This window comes from Bacteroides sp. NSJ-48 (assembly GCF_014287405.1).
Lineage (GTDB): Bacteria > Bacteroidota > Bacteroidia > Bacteroidales > Bacteroidaceae > Bacteroides > Bacteroides stercoris.
This window is the reverse complement of the sequence record NZ_JACOOD010000053.1, coordinates 1-24,510: the sequence shown is the minus strand read 5'-3', so window position 1 is coordinate 24,510 and position 24,510 is coordinate 1. Positions and strand designations below refer to the sequence as shown.

The 24,510-nt window shown below is 44.1% G+C and carries 20 protein-coding genes; 5 read left to right on the top strand and 15 right to left on the bottom strand.

Annotated elements, in window-relative coordinates; genetic code table 11:
• Positions 1-112: 112 nt before the first annotated feature.
• The 15 genes from H8S52_RS17365 to H8S52_RS17295 all read right to left on the bottom strand — a co-directional run bounded on the left by H8S52_RS17365 (position 113) and on the right by H8S52_RS17295 (position 16,199).
• Positions 113-406 carry a PqqD family protein gene (locus tag H8S52_RS17365; RefSeq protein ID WP_186910303.1) on the bottom strand — a complete coding sequence of 98 codons (294 nt, stop codon included), beginning with the start codon at positions 404-406 and terminating at the stop codon, positions 113-115.
• Positions 407-414: 8 nt separating this feature from the next.
• The gene (locus H8S52_RS17360) at positions 415-2,079 is read right to left on the bottom strand and encodes an MFS transporter (RefSeq protein ID WP_186910302.1); all 1,665 of its coding nucleotides are present in this window, start codon (positions 2,077-2,079) and stop codon (positions 415-417) included.
• Between the two features lie 152 nt (positions 2,080-2,231).
• Complete coding sequence (gene secG / locus H8S52_RS17355) at positions 2,232-2,627, bottom strand: preprotein translocase subunit SecG (RefSeq protein WP_005657777.1); 396 nt, start codon at positions 2,625-2,627, stop codon at positions 2,232-2,234.
• A gap of 4 nt (positions 2,628-2,631) precedes the next feature.
• On the bottom strand, positions 2,632-3,510 hold the full coding sequence (locus H8S52_RS17350; RefSeq protein ID WP_186910301.1) for a tetratricopeptide repeat protein: 879 nt from the start codon (positions 3,508-3,510) through the stop codon (positions 2,632-2,634).
• A 7-nt stretch (positions 3,511-3,517) separates the two neighbouring features.
• Positions 3,518-4,042, bottom strand: coding sequence for an LptE family protein (locus tag H8S52_RS17345; RefSeq protein ID WP_005657781.1), 525 nt, complete (start codon positions 4,040-4,042; stop codon positions 3,518-3,520).
• A complete protein-coding gene (locus tag H8S52_RS17340; RefSeq protein ID WP_186910300.1) occupies positions 4,029-5,282 on the bottom strand; it encodes a sigma-54-dependent Fis family transcriptional regulator in 1,254 nt (417 codons plus the stop codon). The genes H8S52_RS17345 and H8S52_RS17340 overlap by 14 nt, the downstream gene beginning before the upstream one ends.
• A 1-nt stretch (position 5,283) precedes the next feature.
• Positions 5,284-6,381, bottom strand: a complete 1,098-nt coding sequence (gene pdxA / locus H8S52_RS17335) for a 4-hydroxythreonine-4-phosphate dehydrogenase PdxA (protein ID WP_186910299.1) — start codon at positions 6,379-6,381, stop codon at positions 5,284-5,286.
• Entirely contained in the window at positions 6,371-7,441 is a 1,071-nt protein-coding gene (locus H8S52_RS17330) for a DUF4837 family protein (protein WP_186910298.1), read from the bottom strand. Before H8S52_RS17330 ends, pdxA begins: the two co-directional genes overlap by 11 nt.
• A 69-nt stretch (positions 7,442-7,510) precedes the next feature.
• Complete coding sequence (gene rlmN, locus H8S52_RS17325; RefSeq protein WP_005657788.1) at positions 7,511-8,548, bottom strand: 23S rRNA (adenine(2503)-C(2))-methyltransferase RlmN; 1,038 nt, start codon at positions 8,546-8,548, stop codon at positions 7,511-7,513.
• 149 nt (positions 8,549-8,697) lie between these two features.
• Positions 8,698-10,836 carry a peptidylprolyl isomerase gene (locus H8S52_RS17320; RefSeq protein ID WP_186910297.1) on the bottom strand — a complete coding sequence of 713 codons (2,139 nt, stop codon included), beginning with the start codon at positions 10,834-10,836 and terminating at the stop codon, positions 8,698-8,700.
• A gap of 123 nt (positions 10,837-10,959) precedes the next feature.
• On the bottom strand, positions 10,960-12,216 hold the full coding sequence (locus H8S52_RS17315) for a hemolysin family protein (RefSeq protein ID WP_040316354.1): 1,257 nt from the start codon (positions 12,214-12,216) through the stop codon (positions 10,960-10,962).
• A gap of 4 nt (positions 12,217-12,220) precedes the next feature.
• A complete protein-coding gene (gene lptC / locus H8S52_RS17310) occupies positions 12,221-12,847 on the bottom strand; it encodes an LPS export ABC transporter periplasmic protein LptC (protein ID WP_186910296.1) in 627 nt (208 codons plus the stop codon).
• 4 nt (positions 12,848-12,851) lie between these two features.
• Complete coding sequence (locus H8S52_RS17305) at positions 12,852-14,171, bottom strand: M48 family metallopeptidase (RefSeq protein WP_005657797.1); 1,320 nt, start codon at positions 14,169-14,171, stop codon at positions 12,852-12,854.
• Between the two features lie 47 nt (positions 14,172-14,218).
• Positions 14,219-15,481, bottom strand: a complete 1,263-nt coding sequence (locus H8S52_RS17300) for a hypothetical protein (RefSeq protein ID WP_117741063.1) — start codon at positions 15,479-15,481, stop codon at positions 14,219-14,221.
• Positions 15,468-16,199, bottom strand: a complete 732-nt coding sequence (locus H8S52_RS17295; protein ID WP_117857340.1) for a type III pantothenate kinase — start codon at positions 16,197-16,199, stop codon at positions 15,468-15,470. Before H8S52_RS17295 ends, H8S52_RS17300 begins: the two co-directional genes overlap by 14 nt.
• Positions 16,200-16,434: 235 nt before the next feature.
• Here H8S52_RS17295 and H8S52_RS17290 point away from each other — a divergent pair, with 235 nt between their 5' ends.
• From H8S52_RS17290 to H8S52_RS17270, 5 genes are all read left to right on the top strand, one after another.
• The gene (locus H8S52_RS17290; RefSeq protein WP_240058663.1) at positions 16,435-17,586 is read left to right on the top strand and encodes a DUF4105 domain-containing protein; all 1,152 of its coding nucleotides are present in this window, start codon (positions 16,435-16,437) and stop codon (positions 17,584-17,586) included.
• Positions 17,586-19,151, top strand: coding sequence for an alkaline phosphatase family protein (locus H8S52_RS17285; RefSeq protein ID WP_118086458.1), 1,566 nt, complete (start codon positions 17,586-17,588; stop codon positions 19,149-19,151). Before H8S52_RS17290 ends, H8S52_RS17285 begins: the two co-directional genes overlap by 1 nt.
• Before the next feature lie 129 nt (positions 19,152-19,280).
• A complete protein-coding gene (gene secA / locus H8S52_RS17280; RefSeq protein WP_005657808.1) occupies positions 19,281-22,577 on the top strand; it encodes a preprotein translocase subunit SecA in 3,297 nt (1,098 codons plus the stop codon).
• A gap of 171 nt (positions 22,578-22,748) precedes the next feature.
• On the top strand, positions 22,749-23,843 hold the full coding sequence (locus H8S52_RS17275; RefSeq protein ID WP_186910295.1) for a DUF6340 family protein: 1,095 nt from the start codon (positions 22,749-22,751) through the stop codon (positions 23,841-23,843).
• A 67-nt stretch (positions 23,844-23,910) separates the two neighbouring features.
• Positions 23,911-24,357: a hypothetical protein gene (locus tag H8S52_RS17270; protein ID WP_005657812.1), complete on the top strand. Its 447-nt coding sequence runs from the start codon at positions 23,911-23,913 to the stop codon at positions 24,355-24,357.
• Positions 24,358-24,510: the final 153 nt, after the last annotated feature.

Genomic DNA, 24,510 nt, shown 5'->3' with positions numbered 1-24,510 from the left:
AGAATTATGTGAGAAAGCACCGAAAAATGGCAATAAGAATGGCATATGAAGTGGTCATGTCCTATCATCTTCATATGCCATCTTATTTTTTAGGGACATTTACTGAATATCCCTAAGTAGTGACACGAGAAGGATAGTTATCTTCATTTTGGAAATGGTCGGTAAGCAGAGAAATTATCTCTTGTACGGTTCGGTTTCCATCTATCAAACGCCATACGGCAGTACCGTGTTCTTCCAGCTTCACATGAATATCGGCCGACATACTCTTCGGCAACAAAAAACGTCTCATCCAGTCGTACTTAAACCGAGGAAAGGAAAGTATCGCGTACTCCCCTTCCCATTCGGTTGTAATATGTCCGCACTGAACGGGAACAGTATCCAATAGGTTTACTTTTGTATCTGACATTACCGTTATCAAGCTTTGATATTAGGTTCTTCCAAACCAAGACCTTTCTTCTTGTCAACAACTTTAAGAATAAATCCCAGTACCAAAGCAGCAACGCCAAGACAAGCCAGCATTACAAGCGGTGCGGTGTAATCATACGAAACGGCAGCCTCTTCCGGAGTAATCACACCGTTCTTTAAATCAGCAACAAGCTGCGTATTGGTTTTATCAAGTACCTTTCCGATAAGAAGTGGAAAGAGCCAAAGACCAATATTCTGCACCCAGAAAATAAGTGCGTAAGCACTGCCTATAATCTTGGCATCAACCAATTTAGGAACACTGGGCCATAAAGAAGCAGGAACCAGTGAAAAACTTGCACCAAGTACCAATATAGTAAGATAGGCTATCACAACACCACCTACCGCATTATCCCTGAACTCAGGAAGAACAAACGCGAAAGTAAGATGGCAAAGAACCAGTAACATGGAACCTATCATCAGCATCGAAGCTGCCTTACCTTTATGGTCAACATAGTTTCCAAGTATCGGTGTTATACCTACAGCGAGCAAAGGGAAGACGGCAAAGACCGTTTCGGCACTCTGACGCATATAACCCATATAACAGAAGACAGTGAGCAATACTCCGGCAAGGGTAAGCAAGCCATACTTCATACTTGCCTTCTTCATAAAATTACTTGCAAAAGAAGCACCCGCAACGACAAGCATAATGCAGTACTGAAGAATTGTTACCGTATTAGTAGCCCAGAAAGAGTCTGTAGGTACTTCCTTGAATACCAAATTACATTGCAGCATATTTACGGCATATTTCTGGAACGGGAATATAGCAGAATAATAAAGTACACAAAGAAGCGCTACCAACCAGAATCCGCCACTGGACAAAATAGTACCGAGATCGCTGATCTTGAACGGATCGTCTTTCTCCTCAGCCTCACCCGTCTGCTCGTCAAGTTTCTTATCCATGAAGAAGTAGACAATAAACATAATAAGTGCGATAAGCAATAGCACAACACCAAATGCTACTGAACGGGAAACATCGATAACACCCCCTAATTTAGCAAATACCGGAGAGAAAATCATGCAAGTGGCAACTCCCAAACGGGCAAGCGCCATTTCAGACCCCATGGCAAGTGCCATTTCACGGCCTTTGAACCACTTAACGATACCGCGAGACACCGTAATACCCGCCATCTCGACACCGCAACCGAAAATCATGAAACCTATCGCCGCAAACTTTGCTGATGCAGGCATACCTTTATAAAAAGGAGAAATACCTAATTCATCAAAACCGGGAATATAATTCAGGTTGTTGGTAAACCAAGTTTGAAGTCCACTTCCCTGAAAAGCGTCTGTCACCGCATACCAATTGATGGTAGCTCCGACAAGCATCACAGCACCGGAAAGGATTGCAGTAAAACGTACACCCATTTTATCGAGGATAATACCTGCGAAAATGAGGAAAAATACGAATACATTAAGAAATGTCTCAGACCCCTGCATTGTACCGAATGCTGTAGAATCCCAGCCACGCGTGGACTGCATCAAGTCTTTAATAGGTGAAAGTATGTCCATAAAAATATATGAACAGAACATAGCAAATGCTAAAAGCAGCAATACCAACCAACGCATACCTGCCGAATCGCGTAGCGTCTGGTGAATTTTGTCAGTAGTTGTCATTATAATATTATAATATGGTTTATAATTTCAAAAGAATCTTATCCGGCTACAAAAATAACCAAATATAAAAGACTATAAATAAAAACAGGCAGAATTGTACAACATAAATTGTACAACTCCACCTGTCAAGAAATTACAGTTATTTCTCGAAATTAATTTCCAGCCGGTTCTGCAGCATCCGTAGCAGCAGGAGCTGTTGTTGCAGGAGCTGTTTCAGCCGGTTGCTCAGCTTTTGGAGCAGCTGTACCTACGGGCATATTGTACGGGTTCGTCTTCTCTTCTTGCTGTGCCTGTTCCAAAATCACATCACCGCCTTTATGAGAAGCAGAAGGGATAACGTAAGCGGAAGCAACACTCATCACCACCAAAAACACAGCGAGGCTCCATGTTGCCTTTTCCAAAAAGTCTGTAGTCTTGCGTACACCCATGATTTGATTGGATGATGAGAAACCCGAAGCCAGACCACCGCCTTTGGAATTCTGAATCAACACAATGAAACACATCAATATGGATGCGATCACCATTAAGATAACTAATAATAAATACATTTTGTTATTTTGATTTAGCGTTAATAATCAATTTCTCCAAAAATCTGATTTGGTCTGCAAAGTAAGCATTTTTTTTTGGATAATTCAAACTTAATTTTTTAATAATTTCAAGTGCTTTATCATATCTGTGCTGTTTAATATAGATTTTAGCCAAAGTTTCTGTAAAACAGCTATCATCCACATCTTCCTGACGAATCTGTCCATCATCATTTTCATCATCTTCGGAAGTAGAATATTCGTTCTTTGAAAGGGAAGCGGGGAAAGCCTCTTTTTGCTCGGAAATCACTTCCTCATCTTCAAGAGATGCCTCCTTTTCTTCCGGAGATACGAGAACTTTCTCAGAACATACCGATCTTTCAAATACAGATGATTCCGACGACTCGCTCTTACGGATAAATCCATCTATCAGTTCGTGTCCGCGCAGTTTAGGGACTTCCTTCCCACCCGTCGGTTCAGAATCATTCTGTCCGTCATCCTGCAACAGATAAGTTGTGTAATCCATTGCATAATCCAATTCTGTAACCTGCGAATGCTCTTCGGGAACTGTTGCCAAAAAAGCATCTATCAAAGAGAGTGTACGGTCCACATTAGGTTCTTCTTCCGGCACTCTGGAAGAAAGTAAAGGTGACTTTTGCGATTTCAACCTATAGCGGTCGCCTTCTATCAAATAAAACAATACACGTCTGTCTGCCACATACAGAACAGCCTTACGCAGTTCTGCTCCGAATGTGACATCATGCAGCAAATAGAGATTCTTAAGGTACAGCAGCCGAAGCGACTGAAAATAGGGATAACGGACCAGCAGAGTACGAAGTTCGTACAAAGTATCCTTATTCAACATTTCAGGATGCTGTATCCATTGTTGCAAATAGGCAGAAGTCATTCCTCGGTTACCAGTTAGCTACGGTTGAATTAAATATTTGTTCTGTGATATCCTTTATCATTTTACTTATCAGGTCATCCTGCACATCAGTCAGCAGCAAGGAGGAATCATAAGTCTGGAAAGCGGAAAACTGTTGTTCAAAATCTTCCTCATGATTGGTATTGTTTACATAACGCACGTTTACGGTCATAGTCAGCTTCACTTTAGAAGAATAGCCATCAGCTGCTACAGCTTCATTGTATTGGTTATAACCCGTTATCTCACCGTCTATTTCCAGATCACCGTTAGCATTCACCAATTGCAAACGTGTTTGCTGGATAAACATATCCTTAAGTTTCTGGTTAAACTCCGTAGTCATGGGAGCATACACGTACTCGGCACGATTAGGAAATTCGGCAATCGTAATAGTCTTCACTTTGCTGTAATCAATAGAACTTATCGGAGCAAGTCCCATAGAGATGCGGCAGGAAACTACCACGCACACCAAACCTGCTAACGCCGATATCAACGTTATTTTCTTAATCCAATCCATATTCTTTTATCTTTCTGTATAGCGTACGCTCCGATATATTCAAATCTTTAGCCGCACTTTTACGCTTTCCATGATGCTTTTCAAGTGCCTTGCGTATCATTTCTTTTTCCACTTCATCCAATGAGAGAGATTCTTCAACATACTCTTCCGTGTCTTGAATATCCTCATCTACTTCCTGAGCTGATTTCACGGAAGGGTGTATTATAGTAGGCACTCCGGCAGCAGGTACTGAAGCTACTACCGCTGGAGCAGATGCATAATAAGCAGTAGGTGTCGCACCCTGATTTCCCATAGTTGCCCGTTCGGTCATAATTTCGTGTACCAGTTTTTTCAACTCGGTGACATCCTGGCGCATGTCAAAAAGCACCTGATACAGTATTTCGCGCTCGCTTTCAAAACTTTTACTTTCATTCTTTACCCCAAACAAGGCGGGCAGGCGCTGCACATTGCTCTGTTCGGGCAGGTAATTCTTCAAAATAGAAGCGTTGATTTCACGATTGGTTTCAATAATGGAAATCTGTTCCGTTATATTCTTCAACTGACGTACATTACCGGGCCATGGATATGTCAGCAGCACTTGTTTGGCATCATCAGTCAGCTGAATGGCAGGCATACGATACTTTTCGGCAAAGTCTGATGCAAACTTGCGGAACAGTAACACAACATCCTCTCCACGTTCGCGTAAAGCCGGAACCGGAATAGGCACCGTATTAAGACGGTAGTATAAATCTTCGCGGAAACGCCCGTCAGCAATTGCTTGTGTAAAATTCACATTGGTAGCAGCAACAATACGTACATTCGTTTTTTCAACTTTAGACGAACCGACTTTAATAAACTCACCTGTCTCGAGCACCCGAAGCAAACGAGCTTGTGTAGGCATAGGAAGCTCCCCCACCTCATCAAGAAAAATGGTACCGCCGTCAGCCTCGCCAAAATACCCTTTACGTTCACCGATAGCACCGGTAAAAGCGCCTTTTTCATGGCCGAACAGTTCCGAATCAATCGTTCCTTCGGGGATAGCCCCGCAGTTTACAGCGATATATTGTCCGTGCTTTCTGCGGCTGTATTGATGGATAATCTGCGGAAAACTCTCCTTACCCACACCACTCTCTCCGGTAATCAGCACCGACAAATCAGTAGGAGCTACCTGAATGGCGATATCAATAGCACGCATTAATGCCTCGTTATTGCCAATAATACCAAAACGCAGTTTTACTTGTTGTATTTCCGCTTTCGTCATACTACAAATCCTCTTCTGTACTATCAAGTTTCAGCTTATCGCTGTCGTCACGTCTTTCGTAATATTGTTTCCTCAGGGGATTGGCATGTGCTTCCTGCTCGCGCATACGGTTACGGAACACATCGATTGCCACATAGACAGCCTGCCGGAAAGAATCTTCGGAAGCGATCCCTTTTCCTGCAATATCATAAGCCGTGCCATGCGCCGGTGAAGTACGCACTACCGGAAGACCGGCCGTATAGTTTACACCTTCATCCATAGCCAAAGATTTAAAAGGAGCAAGTCCCTGATCGTGATACATTGCCAGTATACCGTCAAAATGAGTAAAGTTACCGGAACCCATAAAGCCGTCAGCCGGATAAGGACCATAACACAATATGCCTTTCCCCGCCAATTCTTTAATGGCAGGGATGATTACTTCCTGCTCTTCCGTACCCAATAAACCTTCATCACCGGCATGTGGATTCAGGGAAAGTACGGCAATACGCGGTGCTCCGATACCAAAGTCCTGCTTCAACGCACGGTTAAAAACGAGTAGCTTCTCCTGTATCAACTCTTTCGTTATAGCCGATGCTATCTCCCGTACAGGAATGTGTCCTGTCACTAATGCCACCCGTAAATCATCTTTCATCAGAATCATCAAAGCTTTTCCGCCATCACCCAACTTCTCTTCGATATACTCCGTATGTCCGGGAAAAGAGAATTCTTCCGACTGAATAGTGTGCTTATTGATAGGAGCCGTAACAATAACATCAATCAGCCCCGCTTTGTATTCTTCAATTGCCTTCTCCAAAGCGCCAAGAGCAGCTTTACCAGCCTCCGGATCAGGTTTGGAAAACTCAACTTTTACTTCATCGTCCGTACAGTTCACGACACTCAGACGATTAGGGACAGCTTCCAATGCCGAGTTCACAATACTGAAATTAGTCGGCAAGTCCAATGACTTGCGGTGATAAGCAGCTACTTTGGGTGAACCGTAAATAATCGGGGTACATAACTCCAACATCATCGGATCCGAAAATGTTTTCAAAATCACTTCATACCCAACTCCGTTTATATCTCCCTGAGTTATACCGACTCTTATTTTATTATCTTCCATCCTTATTTTTCTGTTTTAGTAGAATCTTTTTTGTTACTGCCAAAGGCATCTCATTTCCTTCCTGTTTGCTTCCGGGCAATTTAAGCGTATACAGTGACGCTTCCATCTGACGTACCAGATTACGTTTCATCTTATCGGGTGAATACACAAATATCTCGGATACGATAATGCGCTGATTAACTTTATCCAAACGGACATGAGATACATACGGCCCCCCCATAAAATCGCCTTTCACACGCCACAAGCCACGAGCTTCCAATGCATATTCGTCCTGTACATTGATAGGACGTACGTCTGTCATCAATGAATCGGTTTCCATATACATACCCTCCCTTGCACCAGGAATATTAATCTTCATCACAGAGTCACGCTTATGCACGAAATACTCTTTCGTAAATGTATCCTTGTCGGTATAAGGATAGGAATAGATAACAAAATTTTGATCACCTGTAGCAGCATTCGTACCTGCCCAAAAGAAGTTTTCTCCCTGCTTAGTCGCCGTCAGTTCACCCGGAACCCATACGTCACAATCGAACATACTCTTTACTTTCGTAGAAACATAGTCACTGTGTTTGTTTTCCAGCACTGCAATCTGGCGGTTCATTTCAGCACGGGTAAAGAAATCCACAATTACTTGCCTGTTCTCCTCGACAAACTTCTCAAAAGAGGCTTCATCCGGTGCCTGAATAGTCAGGATAGATTGAGGTGCAGCATATACATTCTTCGCATATTTGAACTTAGGCTGTGTATACAGATCTTTGTTCACCTCAACAATGATAATATTGCGGATCAACTTCAATGTAGAGTCATAGTTTGCCGGAGAAGTATACATAATACGGAATGAACGTTCCGACTGGGGAAGCCCAGGTACGTCAGAATCAAGTACATCATAGAGAGCACGACCGGCAGGACGCTCCCACAACCCTTGGTCAATCACTACCAAAATTTCATACGCCCGACCACTGGATGTCGGAGTAAACACACCCTTCTTGCCATTACCACATGCTGAAAACAATGCAGTTATCAGGGCCATACTCAAATAAAACAGGTGTTTCTTCATACATTTATATGTTTTAGTTATTACAAAACTACGAAAAAGGCGTATAAGCTTGGCGTCAAAGTTAATAATTTATATTAATTCTTCTTTATTCTCTTCCTGTTTAGCAGTCGAAAGCATACCGCATGCGGCAAATATATCCTCACCGCGCGAAGCACGAATCGTAGTAAACAGTCCATGCGATGTCAGATAATCACGGAATGCTGTCATTGTCTCCATATCAGCACCTTCCAGATTAACTCCCGGAATAGCATGAAAACGAATCAAATTGATACGGCAGTCCAGCCCCCGCAATAATTTCAACAACTCCTTGGCATACAACAAAGAATCATTCACTCCTTTAAAAACAATATACTCGAAAGATAGTCTGCGCTGTTTACTAAAATCATAGTTTCTTAACAAATCTACAATCTCAGTAATGGAAAAAGCCTTTTCGGCAGGCATCAGTTCACGTCGTTGCAAAGGCACGGGCGAGTGCAGGCTGACTGCCAAATGACAGTCTGATTCTTCAATGAAACGCTGCAACCCCTTACGAAGCCCGACGGAAGAGAGTGTAATCCGCTTCGGACTCCAACCGTATCCATAGGATGATGTCATTACTTCCAGCGCCTTCAAAACCTCATCAAGGTTATCCAACGGTTCTCCCATACCCATCATCACCACATTGGTCAGTTTATCCCGTTCGGGCAAAGAATTTATCTGATTAATAATCTGATTGGCGGTCAGATTGGCGGTGAAACCCTGCTTACCTGTCATACAGAACTTACAGTTCATCTTACATCCCACCTGGGAAGATACACACAACGTAGCCCTATCTTCATCCGGAATGTAAACGGCTTCAACATAATGTCCCTCTCCGGCACGGTAAAGATACTTCACGGTACCGTCTACCGACCGCATGGCATCCACCGGTACTTCACATCCTACTTCGTATATCTCTTTCAACAGAGCCCGATGTCTTAACGACAAGTTTGTCATTTCGTCTATGGAAGCTACTTTCTTGTCATATAGCCACGCAGCAATCTGCTTGGCCGCAAATCCTGGCAGCCCCAGATTCTTTACGACCGTCTGAAGCTCGGTTAATGTAAGGCCTAAAAGAGGTTGTTTCATTCTAACTGTATATTTACGATAAAAGATAGTTTATTTACTGATAAATTATCCTTTGCAAAGGTAGGAATAAAGTTGCACAAATGAAAAAGCCGTTCGACATTTATCGAACGGCTTCCCCAAGTATATAAAATTATTCTACTTTTATATTATTAGAAATACAGATAACGGCTATCTTTCACATTGGCATTCAAGTATAAATCATTCATGAACTGATTTGCTACACGTGCATGCATACCTTCCAATGTAGCTTCTTCCGTTTCCTGGTTATAAGTTTCATTCAGTTTTTCCTTAGCATAAGGTTGAAGAACAAATACACCACCATTACCCTTGATAGGTGCGCTCAACTTGTTTAATTCAGCAATTGAAGCATATGCCCCTACCAAAGGTTCGCTACTACGCAATGCCGGGACATAGGCCGGAGCAGCGAAAGTAACATGCTTTACGGAGTCACTCACTGCATTTGCCATATTCTTATATTGGTCAAAAGTCGTTGCACCGGCAGCTTTCATATCAGCCATGATTTTCTCTGCTTTCTTATCACGAAGAATTTCGCTTCTCAACTGTTCTTGTACCATAGACAACGGACGGTAACCTTCAGGAATGATATTCGTAACAGCCACCACCATCATATGGTCACTTTCGCCACATTCATACAGACCTGAAACCTCACCAGCTTTTGCTGCAAATGCCCATCTCAAAGCTTCTTTCGTACCTTTCACACCTCCGATAGCGTGCTCCGAACTGTACAAGTCAGTTCTATCCAGCAGTCTGTACCCTGCATCTTCTGCATTGGCAACCAATTTGTCCAAAGTATTGTTGGCTGCAATGAACTGACTGAAGTCATTGTATGCCTTGCTATAAGTTTCCTTGCTGAATTCAACCGGACGCTTGATAACGGCTACTTTATATTTATCTTTCACAGCTTTTTTATTCATCACTTGCAAGATAACGTTTGCCTGTCCCAAAGCGAGGTTAGCCAACTCATTCTGACCCAAAGTAGTGATGGCTGCGATATACTTCAAATTATCACCGTCCACTTGAGCACCTTCATAGTTGGCAGAAGAAATCCATGTTGCCTCACCTGTCTGGCCGTACTTCTTGGCTATTTCAGCAAAGTCTGCACCGCCTTTAATGGCTGTGTAGATACTGTCAGCCAAAGTCTTGGTCTTGGCAGCATCTTCTGCAACCACTTGAATCTGACGATATTGAATGGAGTCAGGCATAGCAGCAGAAGCCAGTTTCTTGAAAGAATTGATTGTATTGTCCGATGCATTATAGTAAGGACCATATACACCACCTACCTTTACAGAATCCAAACGGGCAACAACGTCAGCAGGCAGCGCCTTGTCTGTATAGAATAAGTCAACATATTGCTGAGTAGAACCGGTTGAGCGAATGAAGTTTGAATAATCGGAAGGATTCTCAGCCAGCTGCGCAGTATATTCCTCCACTTCTTTCTGAATATCGGCTTTGTCTTCCGGACTTGCAGTAACCTGCACATCAATATACTTGATGTTACGGGTTTCCACATATTGTCTGAATTGCTCTTTTTTCTTGTTATAAGCATCTTTCAGTTCGGATTCCTTAATAACAATTGTAGAATCTACAATAGAGGAATAAGGAACGGCTGCCAACAATAAGTCAGACTGGTCTACACGTGCATTGAAAGCATCTTCCGCTTCAACAGGATTAGAGAACAGAGACTTCGTAATCAAAGCCTGATATTTCTCCTGCAAACGAGCCTGTATAAGTGACTTCTCCACAAAACTCCAAAAGTTATACATGGAATTGTAATACTCCGCATATTGAGCCGGCATCTGAGCCTTGTTCATCTTAGAGTAATCCACCAAGAATTTCTTCAACATATCTTTGTCGAAAGCACCGGTCTGCGGGTTACGGAACGGAGTCTGCTGCAACATCGGATGTACACCGGCATCAATAATAGCCTGGAGTTCCGCTTTAGAAACAGTCAAACCCAACTTTTCAGCTTCGTTCTCAATCAGTTTATTGTTTACGTATGCTCTCCAGACTTCATCCTTAATCTGATTGGTTTGTTCATCGCTCAACGCGTTCAAGCCGCTGGAGAATTTCACTACTTCCGTATATTCCTCTACCAATGCCTGAAAATCCTGAGCGGAAATTGTTTCCCCGTTCACTTCTCCTACATCTTGTGACTGGTGCGGCTGAAGTACTTTCCACGCGTCTCCCGCGATGAAGGCAAACAGCGCCAGACCAATAACAATCACCAATAAGGGCCCTTTAGACCGAATGTTTTGTAATGTTGCCATTTTAGTTAATATGAATTATTTGTTTATTATTATTTTCTATTCAATGTTCTTTTTAGCGCACGAAGATACAAAAAATGCTAATACGCATCTATTTATTCTTTAAAAATTTACGCTGAAACGAAATTATTCCGTGACTTTCAACCGTACCAATTCTATTTTAGTGGCTGTCACCTTAATTATCTTAAACTGATATTTGTCAACGGCTATCACTTCATGCAGTTTCGGGAAACTTTGATAACGGTTCAGAATCAGTCCGCCTATCGTAAGATATTCATCCGATTCGGGCAGTTCAAGATTGAACGTTTCATTTACCTTCTCTATTTCAAGACGTGCGGACAGCACATATTCATGTTCGCCAATTTGTTTACAGATGTAGGAAGTGTTGTCGTGCTCGTCCTCAATATCCCCGAATATTTCTTCAACCAAATCTTCCAGTGAAACAATACCGGATGTACCTCCAAATTCATCTACCACAACAGCAATTGTTTTTTTCTGTTGCATAAAAAGTTTCATCAATTTATGTGCCGCCATCGTTTCGGGCACAATGGGTACTTCCTTGACATTATTTCTCCAGTCCGCCGGATTTCTGAACATTTCAGACGAATGAATATAGCCGATTACGTTATCTATATTCCCATCGTACACAATAATTTTGGAGATACCCGACTCCACAAACACGTTCTTCAAGTCTTCGAGCGAGGCCGTCACATCCACTGCCACTACTTCCGTACGGGGAACAATACAATCGCGTATTTTTATATTAGAGAAATCAAGCGCATTCTGAAAGATTTTCACTTCCGCATCCAACTCTTCCTCATTAGCAGCATTCTCTATACCCGACTGCACGAAATAATCCAAATCGACTTTGCCGAATGCCTTATCGGACGCTTCCTTATTTATCCTCATGCCAAATAAGCGCAAAAAGAGATAAGACAGCCCGGAAGCAAACTTTGATATGGGAAACAGAATAACATAGCAGACAAACAAAGGTGTAGCAAATACCCTCAATACCAGATTCGGGTTAATCTTGAACAGCGTCTTCGGAAGAAACTCGCCCGTTACAAGAATAACAAGAGTGGATATGATAGTCTGCACCAGCACCATTACAAAATGATTATCAATCATACCCGCCAGCAGATTCACCTCGATAATCTGTGCCATAAGGATACCATAAATAACCAGCGCGATATTATTTCCCACCAGCATGGTGGAAATAAAATTATTCGGATTGCGGAAGAAACAAGAAAGGATGCTTGACGTAATACCCGGTTTCCGCTCCATCTCAAAACGGAGTTTGTCCACGGAAACAAAAGCAATCTCCATCCCCGAAAAAAAAGCGGAGAAAGCCATGGTTATCAATAAGTAAATTATAGTGCTCATCATATTATTTGATGCTGTCTGTTTTCAACGTATCAGAAGGGGTGACACTGTCCTCATCCACATAAAAGATACCTTCCGTCTTGAAGAAACGGTATTTTGTCAATTGCTCATTTGATTCAAAACCAATGGCATAAATTATCTGGTCGGGTTGTTCTATACGCACCCGCTGATCGGAATAGACACGCTTTTTATTCTGATCCCAATACAGCAACTCCGTATCGAATTTTTCTCCTTTCAGGTTCTGTATGTGTACATTTCCTATCAGCTTCCACAATTCTTTCTTATTATAGTAATAAGCTGTATCGGCCTTGATACTGGCTTCAGTATGGAACAAAGAATCGAATTTTTCCAGATATATACCTTTTTCAAACGCCCAATAAGGTGGTTTCTTACGGTCGTAAATCAACCACTCCGCCGTATTGACCCGATAACGGGTAATACCCGAATCGGAAATCAGCGTTGTTACCCCTTTAGTATCCATAACCGGCAACGAATCACGTTTGGTAATGGCAGCTCCCATCTCTTTTTTACGTCCGGAACAGGAAGAAAATAAAAGAAGCATAACCATCACCCTCAGGGCAATGGTTATGCTCATATTTTTATGTCCGACAACGTTAGGTTGTAGCGACATATTCTTATCTAATGGTTGTAGACTCACCGATCCAGCCACCAATCGTAATACGGTCACCGGCTTTGTAACCCAACATAAAGAGGTCTTTTGCCTGCGGAGTATGACGTGCATAGGTTGCAATCAGTTCATTAACCTTATCTGTAACACTCGGATCTACGGCTTTAGCACGTTGAAGTTTATCAATAACTACATAGTAAGTACATCTGTTCAATGCAGGCTCATCACTCCAGTTAGGATTTGAACCGTACATTTGAGCCAGCAGAATATAGGGTTCGCCATAGTTTTCATTAAAGCTGATTGCTTTCTGGGCATAAGTTCTTGCCTGAGACAGTTTCTTAGCCTGCCACAAAGCTGCAGCGGTAGCATAAGCCATTTCAGATTTCTTTGCATTATCGGTTTCCATGCCCAATGCTTCATCGAAATACTTCACCGCAGTGTCATAATCACCTTTTTTATAGTACATATATGCTACACCTACAGCTGCATCAGCAGTCGGATTAACACGATACAAATAATCGGAAGCTTTGAAGTATGCCTCGCATTCATTACACTTCATCATCTTCAGAATAGTGATGGTCTTCTTCAGGAAAGCAGAGTCTGCCTTATTTTCTTCAACTTTCGGACCGTAGATATTCTGCAATGATTCACAATCAGCTACACCGCTGTTAACGAACATAGCTACCAAATTATCCTTGATTGTTTGCAAAACAGCTTTTTTCTTTGCATTATCCTCTGCAGCAATAGCATCATCGGCGTATTGCGAAGCATTGATATAATCCTGGAAGAATTGATCTGTATGATTAGTATCTGCCTTTACTTTCTGCATGGACACATCAACAAAATAGTGCAATACAGCACCATCAGACTCACCTTTAGCGGTTTCTGCTGATTCTTTCAGCCAGGCATAAGCCTGATTCAAATCAGGAGCAGGTGCATATTGCAGATAATCCACAGCTTTTGTGCCTAATGCAGACGCAACACTCGGTACACCCTTCATCTTTGAAGCAAATTCAGGAATATACTTCATTTTCTGATCATGCACAGCCATCAGTTCATCAAACAATTTCTTATACTCTGCTGAATTACGATCCTTAATCTGACTCATCAAACCTGTAAGAATCTTTTGCGCATCGGTATAAGTGTAATATCTCAGTGTCGGACAATCTTTCAGAACTGCCATACAAGGCGCGTAAGCATCCTTGAAGTTTTTCGCTCTTACTGCCTCATGCGAGATACTACTATTGGCATTACAATCACTTTGTGCGAAAGTACTGGTTACTCCACCCGAAAGGAGCAAAACAGCGACAAGCGTTTTAATTTTCATTGTATTTAAATTTTAGTTGTTATATTGTCTATTTTCACCATTCAGCATTAATCAACTTTCCGCTTGAAGAACCAGCGTTCATTGAAAGTTACTCCAACACAGATACGCAACGTATTTTCATTCAGGAATGCGGCTGTCTTGCCTTCGGTTCTTACATACTGGGCCGAAAGGCTTAACACAGAACGCGTACGCGGAATGGGAAGTCCGAAACCGGCAGTTACCCCATATTCGTCAGCGGCACGCATACCGTTTATTTTATAATAAGGTTGGGAATAGTAAGCTCCCAAACGATATTTTACATGTGCCAAGTAGCTCCTTCCCATAGGGTTTGGAAGAAATTCAGCGCCTACAGCAATCTTGGTACGGTTACAGAAAGCATTTTTCTCATTCATATAAGTAACTGAACTCCATTTTTGAAAAGTAAAGTCAGCCCCTACCGTCAAACGCTTGTCATACACATAGCTGAAACCAACACCCAAACTCATCGGACTACCGAAAGCGGCAACCGTATCTCTGTTATTCACAGTAGTTCCCGTTTTCTCATTTCCCAATCTATCCTCTACATATGAGTCGTTGTTCAAATCATGTCCCGGCGAAAATACTACACCTAATGTAGCTTCATGTTTCTTTCCGAATACCTGCGTATACTGTGCTCCGATATCCAACTTATAGCTTTGTATAGATGTACCTGTTATCGTAGTCAGCGGCAAAGTAGACGAATTTCCCGGAAATGTTATGGCTCTTGTGTGCGTTATATCTCCCCAAAAATATGAGATGTTAGCACCGACAGAAAGATTTTTTAAGACTTTAAACCCTGCTCCCAAATATAGCTGATGTAATCCGCCGTCTCCATAATATTGCAACGCGCTGGATTGGGAAGGATAATCCGTATCTTCCTTGTATTCCGCCATGCTATACCCTACATTCGAGTAAGGCAACAATCCCAGACTCATAGCAGCCCATTTACCCAAACGAAATTGCATTGTAATATAGTCAAAACTGGAGTTTTTGGCATTTTGCTTTATCGTACCGTTACTGAAGTTCGTATTTTGCAGGGAAATACCGCCGTCAAAAATAAAAGTAAGCGAATCGATCGCCGTATAGGATGCCGGATTAGCGAAATTCACCTGATATTTATCCCGTAATCCGTATGCAATACCACCCATGGCTTTGCTATTACCTGAACCCTGGTCCGCCAATTGTCCGTATCCGTATCGTGTATAGGGAGAATTCGTATTATTTTGAGCGATTGCCGCTCCGGACAACATCATAAGCAAGAACACCAAGAGTGTTTGTCTATATCCTATCATTATTATAGTTTAAAATTCTATTTAATCCTTTCAATACTAAAAATCTGTCTGCAAAGATGATACTTTTTAAGTTTGTATCAAAAGAAAAATCATCGCCGCCCGTTAAAAAAACCAAAAGTTCAGGATATTTATGTTTCATCGCCGTTATGTAACCCGAAATTTCATATTCCATACCTTTCAGCACTCCTTCGCGCATTGCTGTATCGGTATCGCTGCCCAACGGCAGGCGCCGTCCCTCCCGAAGCACCAGCGGAAGCCTTCCTGTGAACTCATGGAGCGCCCTAAAGCGCATCTGCACGCCCGGCGAAATATTTCCGCCATGATAACGTCCGGCGGCATCTATAAATTCATAAGTAATGCAAGTCCCGGCATCTATAACCAGAATATCCTTGCCGGGAAACTGTTCGTATGCGCCCACCACAGCCGCCATCCGGTCATATCCCAAGGTTTCGGGCGTTTCGTAAAGATTCTCCACCGGAAGCAAAGTTTTTTCATTTAGCCACAACAATGAAACGGGTAAACTTTTCAGTTGTGCCGACACCCGTTCATTCAAATCGATAACGGTAGCCACGATTGCCTTCTCGACAGCATATTTCGCACATATATCCGACAGACATTCAAGCGTTTGATTAGAATCATAGAGTATTTCTACAATATCCTTATCTTTAAACACCGCTATCTTTGCAACGGTATTACCTATATCGATAATAAGATTCATTCTGCATATATTTAAAGCGGCGCAAAGATAGCACTTTTTTCCTTTGCTCCACATGCATAAAAAAAAAAAGGTTCTCCTATGACAATTGCTGTTTTAAGATTTAAAGTCTATCTTTGTAACGAATTACAAGATACACTCTTGATTAAATCAATGATAATAAAAAAGACAAATGAAGTTATCTCCATCGGTTTTCCGTTCACTTATTTTTCTTTTCTTCAGCCTGTCCGTCGTCACTATGCAGGCACAAGAATCAAAAAGAGTTATTCCGGACTCTATACGTATCAGTCTGTTGACATGTGCCTCGGGAGAAGAAATATATTCCCTTTTCGGACACACGGCCATACGGTACGAAAACTATACCCGCGGCATTGACGCAGTATTCAATTACGGCATATTCAACTTCAATGCTCCCAACTTCATCCTTCGTTTTGCCTTGGGTGAAACGGACTACCAATTGGGAGTAACCGATTATGAACGCTTTGCCGCAGAATATTATTACCTGGAACGCGATGTCTGGCAGCAAGAGTTGAATCTCACTGTACAAGAGAAAGGAAAGTTGGTTATGTTACTTGAAGAGAATTACCGCCCCGAAAACCGGATATATCGTTATAACTTCTTTTACGACAACTGTGCCACACGTCCGCGCGATTTAATAGAAAAATCCATTGACGGTACGCTGCAATACGCAGGCGACATGACAGACACTGATTCCGGCATTTCTTTCCGAGACCTGCTGCACAAATACAGCAAGGGGCATCCCTGGTCGCGTTTCGGCATGGACTTATGTATGGGCAGCCAAGCCGACAGAACCATCAACCGCAGACTGATGATGTTTGTACCTTTCTATGTACAAGAGTACTTCAACCAAGCCCGCATTGTAAACAAAGAAGGAGAAACACGCCCTTTGGTACTGAATGAAGAGAAAATAATAGTAACCGGCAACGAAGAAGCGGAACAGCCTTCCGATGGCTTCACCCCTATGCAGACCGCCCTGCTCCTTCTTATACTGACCGCAGCCGCCACCATCTACGGCATACGCCGGAAGAAAACGCTTTGGGGAATTGATTTCGCGCTGTTCTTTGCTGCCGGAACGGCGGGATGTATATTGGCATTCCTTGCCTTGTTCTCCCAACATCCTGCCGTCAGTCCCAATTATCTGCTGTTTGTGTTCCATCCGCTTCATCTTTTCTGCCTGCCTTGTATGCTGAACAGAGTGCGAAAAGAGAAAAGAAGCCGTTATATGCTGGCGAACTTTATTGTTTTAACACTTTTTATATTGCTTTGGCTCGTAATACCGCAAAGATTTCCGTTAGCAGTGTTACCTTTGGCACTTTGTTTGCTGATACGTTCTGCAAGCAACCTAATTCTCACATACGATAAGAAATAATGAAGAAAGGACTGATAACTTCCATACTCGCACTGACATTCGGCAGCCTGCAAGCCCAGCCACTGCCACCTTCTCCGAAACTGGTGGTGACGTTGACAATAGACCAACTGCGTACAGACTACATGGAAGCATTCTCGTCATTGTATGGAGAAAAGGGGTTTAAACGGCTGTTAAGGGAAGGGAAAGTATTCCGCCAGGCTGACTATTCTTTCAATGTCGTCGACCGCGCTTCTGCCATTGCCGCTCTCTACACGGGTACCACACCGTCCATGAACGGCATCATAGCCGAACGTTGGTTTGACCCCAAAACCCTGCGTCCGAAGAATTGTGTAGACGACTTCGCTTTCATGGGTAACTATACCGACCAGAACACCGCCCCTACCCAACTGTTGACTTCCACTTTTGCCGACGAACTTAAAATAGCCACTAAAAACGCCGCACTGGTATATGCCATTGCCCCCTTTCGCGATGCTGCCGTCCTTTCGGCCGGACATAGCGGTAACGGCGCATTCTGGCTGAATCACCAAACCGGCAAATGGTGCGGCACAACCTATTACGGCGAGTATCCCTGGTGGCTGAGCCAATACAACGACGGGCAATCACCCGACTTCCGCATCAAGGAGATGGAGTGGAATCCTCTTCACCCCATCACAAGCTATACATTCCTGCCCGAATGGCGCACCATCCCTTTCAAGTATAGATTTGAAACAGAAAAGGACAACAAGTACCGCCGGTTGATAACCAGCCCGCTCATCAACGATGAAGTGAACCGTGTGACAGAGGATTTGCTGGATAAAAGCAATATCGGCAAGGACGACATCACTGATTTGCTTGCAATCACTTATTATGCAGGCAACTACAATCACCGCAGCACGCAAGAGTGTGCCATGGAAATGCAAGACACCTACGCCCGCTTAGACCAAAGCATCGCCCGCTTGCTGGATATGCTGGAAAGCAAAGTAGGCCTGCAAAACGTACTGTTATGCATCGCGTCCACAGGATATGCCGACCCGGACGGAGCAGACATAGGCATCTACCGTATTCCCGGAGGAGAATTCCATCTGAACCGTTGCGCCACTTTGCTGAACATGTATCTGATGGCTACTTACGGTGAAGGACAATATGTAGAAGGCTTTTATAATCAACAGATATATCTCAATCATAAATTAATAGAGGAGAAGCAGTTGAATCTTGCCGAAATACAACAAAAGTCGGCAGAATTTCTGGTGCAGTTCAGCGGAGTTAACAAAGTATATTCCGCCTACCAATTACTGCTGGGTTCCTGGGCTCCACAGATGGAGCACATACGCAACGGGTTCCACCGCCACCGCTCCGGCGACTTGATTATCGAAGTCTTGCCGGGCTGGACCGTTATGCAGGAAAACAGCAATGACAACCGCGTAGTACGCGCTGCCACCATAGCCACTCCCCTCATTCTTCTTGGCAAAGGAATAAAGCCGGAAATTATCCGCATGCCGGTTGCCATAGACCGCGTTGCTCCCACCCTATCGAGTGCGATGCGCATCCGCGCCCCCAATGCGTGCACAGCCGCACCGCTCAATTAAGGAACAAACTCCGCATTCTCCGTGGCAAGTCCTTAAAATAATCAGTGCAACTTTACATTATCTATTGCAAAATCAGTAACTTTGCACGCCATATAAACTTTAGTAAATAATAATAAAAACAAATACATAATGGGATTTAATGAATTTTTAAGCTCGATTTTCGGAAATAAGGCTACCCGTGACATGAAGGAAATAAAGCCGTGGGTAGACAAAGTAAAAGCCGCTTATCCGGAAATAGCCGCATTGGACAATGATGCCCTGCGTGCCAAAACCGAAGAACTGAAGGCATACATCCGTAACTCGGCAGCGGAACAACGCTCCAAAGTGGAAGAACTGAAAGCAAGCGTTGAAAACACGGAACTGGAAGAACGCGAAGAACTCTTTGCTCAAATAGACAAACTGGAAAAAGAGATATTGGATATTTACGAAAAAGCATTGGACGAGGTGCTGCCCGCCGCTTTTTCCATCGTAAAGGAAACCGCCAAGCGTTTCTCCGAAAATGAAGAAATCACGGTAACCGCTACGGAGTTCGACCGCCATCTGGCCGCAACCAAAGATTTCGTACGTATTGAAGGCGATAAGGCCATCTACCAGAACCACTGGGTAGCCGGTGGCAATGATACGGTATGGAACATGGTACACTACGACGTACAGTTGTTCGGCGGTGTGGTACTGCACAAAGGCAAGATTGCGGAAATGGCAACCGGTGAAGGTAAGACTTTGGTGGCTACCCTGCCCGTATTCCTCAATGCACTGACCGGAAACGGCGTACACGTGGTAACCGTGAACGACTATCTGGCAAAGCGTGACTCCGAATGGATGGGTCCTCTTTATATGTTCCACGGTTTGAGCGTGGATTGCATCGACAAGCACCAGCCCAACTCCGACGCACGCCGCCAGGCTTATCTCGCAGATATCACCTTCGGTACGAACAACGAATTCGGTTTCGACTATCTGCGCGACAACATGGCTATCAGCCCGAAAGACCTGGTGCAACGCCAGCACAATTACGCCATCGTCGATGAGGTGGACTCCGTATTGATTGACGACGCCCGTACTCCGCTGATTATCTCCGGTCCGGTACCCAAAGGCGACGACCAGCTCTTCGAGCAACTCCGTCCGCAGGTAGAACGCCTGGTAGAAGCACAGAAGAAACTTGCCACGCAATACCTTGCCGACGCCAAGCGCCTGATAGCTTCAAACGACAAAAAAGAACAGGAAGAAGGATTCCTTGCCCTGTACCGCAGCCACAAGTGCTTGCCGAAGAACAAGGCATTGATTAAGTTCCTCAGTGAGCAGGGTATCAAAGCCGGTATGCTCAAAACCGAGGAAATCTACATGGAGCAGAACAACAAGCGTATGCACGAGGTTACCGACCCGCTGTATTTCGTAATCGATGAAAAGCTGAACAGCGTAGACCTCACCGACAAGGGTGTAGACTTAATTAGCGGTAACTCCGCCGACCCTACGTTCTTCGTACTTCCCGACATCACCGCCCAGCTCTCCGAACTGGAAAATGAAAAAGACCTGACGGATGAGGAACGCCTTGCCAAGAAAGACGCCCTTATGACCAACTTCGCCATCAAGAGTGAGCGTGTACATACCATCAACCAACTGTTGAAAGCTTATACCATGTTCGAGAAAGACGACGAATACGTGGTTATCGACGGTCAGGTGAAGATTGTGGACGAACAGACCGGACGTATCATGGAAGGCCGCCGCTACTCCGACGGCTTGCATCAGGCCATCGAAGCCAAAGAAGGTGTAAAAGTGGAAGCCGCCACACAGACCTTTGCAACGATTACGCTGCAAAATTACTTCCGTATGTATCACAAGCTGTCCGGTATGACCGGTACTGCCGAAACGGAAGCAGGCGAACTTTGGGACATCTACAAACTGGATGTAGTCGTTATCCCGACCAACCGCCCCATTGCCCGCAACGATATGAACGACCGCGTTTACAAGACCAAACGCGAAAAATATAAAGCCGTTATCGAAGAGATTGAGAAAATGGTGGCAGCCGGACGTCCTGTCCTGGTGGGTACTACTTCCGTTGAAATCTCCGAAATGCTGAGCAAGATGCTGACTATGCGCCATATCGAGCACAGCGTACTGAATGCGAAGCTGCACCAGAAGGAAGCCGATATCGTAGCCAAAGCCGGTTTGAGTTGCGCCGTAACCATTGCCACTAACATGGCGGGTCGTGGTACGGACATCAAGCTGAGCCCGGAAGTAAAAGCTGCGGGCGGTCTTGCCATTATCGGTACGGAGCGTCACGAATCGCGCCGTGTAGACCGCCAGTTGCGTGGTCGTGCCGGACGTCAGGGTGACCCCGGTTCATCCGTATTCTTCGTGTCTTTGGAAGACGACCTGATGCGTCTGTTCTCTTCCGACCGTATTGCCGGCGTTATGGACAAGCTCGGTTTCAAGGAAGGCGAAATGATTGAGCACAGCATGATTTCCAAGTCTATCGAACGTGCACAGAAGAAAGTGGAAGAAAACAACTTCGGTATCCGTAAACGCCTGCTGGAATACGACGATGTGATGAACAAACAGCGTACCGTAGTCTACACCAAACGCCGCCACGCTTTGATGGGCGAACGTATCGGTATGGATATTGTGAACATGATTTGGGACCGTTGTGTCAATGCGATCGAAGCTCCTACCTATGAGGACTGCAAGATGGATCTTCTTCAGACACTTGCCATGGAAACTCCGTTCACGGAAGAGGAGTTCCGCAACGAGAAAAAGGAGAAACTTGCCGATAAGGCTTTCGATGCTGCCATGGAACTTTTCAAACGCAAAACCGAACGTATGGCACAAATCGCTTATCCGGTTATCAAGCAGGTATATGAGAATCAAGGACACATGTACGAAAACATCCTGATTCCCATTACAGACGGCAAGCGCATGTATAACATCTCCTGCAACCTGAAAGCCGCTTATGAAAGCGAATGCAAGGAAGTAGTGAAAGCGTTTGAGAAGTCTATCCTGCTGCATGTCATCGATGAAGCATGGAAAGAGAACCTGCGCGAACTGGATGACTTGAAACACTCCGTACAGAATGCCAGCTACGAACAGAAAGACCCGTTGTTGATTTACAAGCTGGAGTCTGTAAACCTGTTCGACACAATGGTAGACAAGATAAACAATCAGACAGTTTCCATCCTGATGCGCGGACAAATCCCGGTACAGGAACCGCAGGAAGTTCGTCAGGCAGCTCCCGAACAACGTCAGGATTTAAGCAAGTATCGCGAGCAAAAGCAAGACCTGACCGACCCGAACCAGCAAGCCGCCGCCCAGCAGGATACGCGCGAACAGCAGAAACGCGAACCTATCCGCGTAGAAAAGACGGTGGGACGTAACGACCCTTGTCCTTGCGGAAGCGGTAAGAAGTACAAGAACTGTCACGGAAAGAATGCATAAAATAGCAATTAGGAGTTAGTGATTAAGGGTTCATTGAGTACCAATCTTAATCACTAACCACTAATCGATAATCACTATAATAAGAGCCTCGAACGGTTAAAAACTGTTCGAGGCTTTTATTTATTCAAGTAAAAGATTACTTTTGTTTTTCAGAACTAAGAATAAAAGACTATGACTAAATACTCTTATTACCTGTTACTGTCCTGTTTGATGTTTTTGGCGGGTTGCCAAACCGTCGAACCGCTTGCCATAGATTATATGTTACCGGCGGATGTAAGTTTCCCACCGAGTTTGAAACGGGTAGCCATTGTCAATAACATGCCTGAAGTTCCGGACAACAAGCCTATTCTTGCCAAAGAGAAGAAAAAAGACGATTTTGAGATAGCCAGCAAAACAGATTATTACAACGGCAATGCCGCTATTGCCACGGAATCCCTTGCCGAAGCCCTTGCCCACGAGAACTACTTCAACGAAGTGGTTATCTGCGATTCGGCCTTACGTGCCCACGATGTCACTCCTCGCGAAGGAGCGCTGTCACAAGAAGAAACAAACCGGTTGGTGCATGACTTGGACGTAGATTTCCTCATCGCATTGGAAAACGTACAGATACGCTCTGTCCGCAAAATAAAGTACATGCGCGACTGGGGCATTTATTACGGCACGGTAGATGCCCGGATATATCCTACTGTCAGGATTTACCTGCCCAACCGCAGTACCCCTATGGCTACAATCAACGCTAACGACAGCATTTTCTGGGAAGAAACCGGAAACGGTCCCTTTGTACAAGGCAACCTCATCAGTGAAGAAGAACTGATAAAACAAGCTTCTGATTTTGCCGGAACCATACCGGTAAAAAAACTGCTGCCGTATTGGAAAACCGCCAACCGCTATCTGTTCTGCGGCGGTTCCGTAAACATGCGCGATGCCGCCGTATATGCTCGGGACAAGCAATGGAACACAGCCATCGGGCTATGGAAGCAAACCTACGCCACCCAAAAAGGAAAGAAAAAGATGCAGGCAGCCTATAACCTTGCTGTCGGCTATGAAATGCAGGACAGTATTGCCGCCGCTCTCGACTGGGCGTTGAAAGCGCAAGCCGAAGCACGTATCGTAGACGGCGTGGATAAAAAAGGTTTGACTCACCTTGGCAAAGCGGATATCCCCTACTACGTCCTTACAACACTTTACGCCACCGAATTAAAGGAACGGAAAGAAGGCTTATCGCGCCTAAATATGCAAATGCAGCGATTTAATAATGATTTTTAGTCAAATACTGTAAATGTAATTGTTTTTTTTATACCTTTGAACATCCATTAAGTAAAGAAAAGCAATTATGAAACTCAGTCAACCGGCATTATCTCTTCTCGAAGAAACTATCAAACAGGCAATCGGCAAGTACGCTTGCGGTTGTGAGCAGACAGTCGTTACGGATATCCATCTGCAAGCCAACCAAAGTTCGGGCGAATTTTCCATATTCGATGATGATGACAAAGAACTCGCCAGTACCACCATAGAAGAATGGATGACATACGAAGGCGATGATTTCTACGAAAACATGGAACGCATCCTGAGCAATCTGCTCTGCAACCTCAAGAACCGGGGTGCTTTTGACAAGCTGACCATCATGAAGCCTTTCTCTTTCGTATTGGTAGATGACGACAAGGAAACCATAGCCGAACTCTTGTTGCTGGACGATGACACCCTGCTGGTAAACGAAGAGCTGCTGAAGGGATTGGATGAGGAGTTGGATGCTTTCCTAAAAGACTTACTGGAGAAATAACGAATCATATACGAATCGTACAACGTACATAAAAAAGAGGTTGTGTCAAAACGTTGGCACAACCTCATTTATATTTTAAGTTCTGCTATATTTTCTTTTGGCTATGCTGCTTTTTCCTCATGCATTTGGCAACAAGTTGCTATATTCCAATTA

Excerpts from the sequence above, each read along its gene's own strand:
- H8S52_RS17365 (WP_186910303.1), bottom strand. The coding sequence starts at position 406 with ATGTCAGATACAAAAGTAAACCTATTGGATACTGTTCCCGTTCAGTGC.
- H8S52_RS17360 (WP_186910302.1), bottom strand. The coding sequence starts at position 2,079 with ATGACAACTACTGACAAAATTCACCAGACGCTACGCGATTCGGCAGGT.
- secG (WP_005657777.1), bottom strand. The coding sequence starts at position 2,627 with ATGTATTTATTATTAGTTATCTTAATGGTGATCGCATCCATATTGATG.
- H8S52_RS17350 (WP_186910301.1), bottom strand. The coding sequence starts at position 3,510 with ATGACTTCTGCCTATTTGCAACAATGGATACAGCATCCTGAAATGTTG.
- H8S52_RS17345 (WP_005657781.1), bottom strand. The coding sequence starts at position 4,042 with ATGGATTGGATTAAGAAAATAACGTTGATATCGGCGTTAGCAGGTTTG.
- H8S52_RS17340 (WP_186910300.1), bottom strand. The coding sequence starts at position 5,282 with ATGACGAAAGCGGAAATACAACAAGTAAAACTGCGTTTTGGTATTATT.
- pdxA (WP_186910299.1), bottom strand. The coding sequence starts at position 6,381 with ATGGAAGATAATAAAATAAGAGTCGGTATAACTCAGGGAGATATAAAC.
- H8S52_RS17330 (WP_186910298.1), bottom strand. The coding sequence starts at position 7,441 with ATGAAGAAACACCTGTTTTATTTGAGTATGGCCCTGATAACTGCATTG.
- rlmN (WP_005657788.1), bottom strand. The coding sequence starts at position 8,548 with ATGAAACAACCTCTTTTAGGCCTTACATTAACCGAGCTTCAGACGGTC.
- H8S52_RS17320 (WP_186910297.1), bottom strand. The coding sequence starts at position 10,836 with ATGGCAACATTACAAAACATTCGGTCTAAAGGGCCCTTATTGGTGATT.
- H8S52_RS17315 (WP_040316354.1), bottom strand. The coding sequence starts at position 12,216 with ATGAGCACTATAATTTACTTATTGATAACCATGGCTTTCTCCGCTTTT.
- lptC (WP_186910296.1), bottom strand. The coding sequence starts at position 12,847 with ATGTCGCTACAACCTAACGTTGTCGGACATAAAAATATGAGCATAACC.
- H8S52_RS17305 (WP_005657797.1), bottom strand. The coding sequence starts at position 14,171 with ATGAAAATTAAAACGCTTGTCGCTGTTTTGCTCCTTTCGGGTGGAGTA.
- H8S52_RS17300 (WP_117741063.1), bottom strand. The coding sequence starts at position 15,481 with ATGATAGGATATAGACAAACACTCTTGGTGTTCTTGCTTATGATGTTG.
- H8S52_RS17295 (WP_117857340.1), bottom strand. The coding sequence starts at position 16,199 with ATGAATCTTATTATCGATATAGGTAATACCGTTGCAAAGATAGCGGTG.
- H8S52_RS17290 (WP_240058663.1), top strand. The coding sequence starts at position 16,435 with ATGCAGGCACAAGAATCAAAAAGAGTTATTCCGGACTCTATACGTATC.
- H8S52_RS17285 (WP_118086458.1), top strand. The coding sequence starts at position 17,586 with ATGAAGAAAGGACTGATAACTTCCATACTCGCACTGACATTCGGCAGC.
- secA (WP_005657808.1), top strand. The coding sequence starts at position 19,281 with ATGGGATTTAATGAATTTTTAAGCTCGATTTTCGGAAATAAGGCTACC.
- H8S52_RS17275 (WP_186910295.1), top strand. The coding sequence starts at position 22,749 with ATGACTAAATACTCTTATTACCTGTTACTGTCCTGTTTGATGTTTTTG.
- H8S52_RS17270 (WP_005657812.1), top strand. The coding sequence starts at position 23,911 with ATGAAACTCAGTCAACCGGCATTATCTCTTCTCGAAGAAACTATCAAA.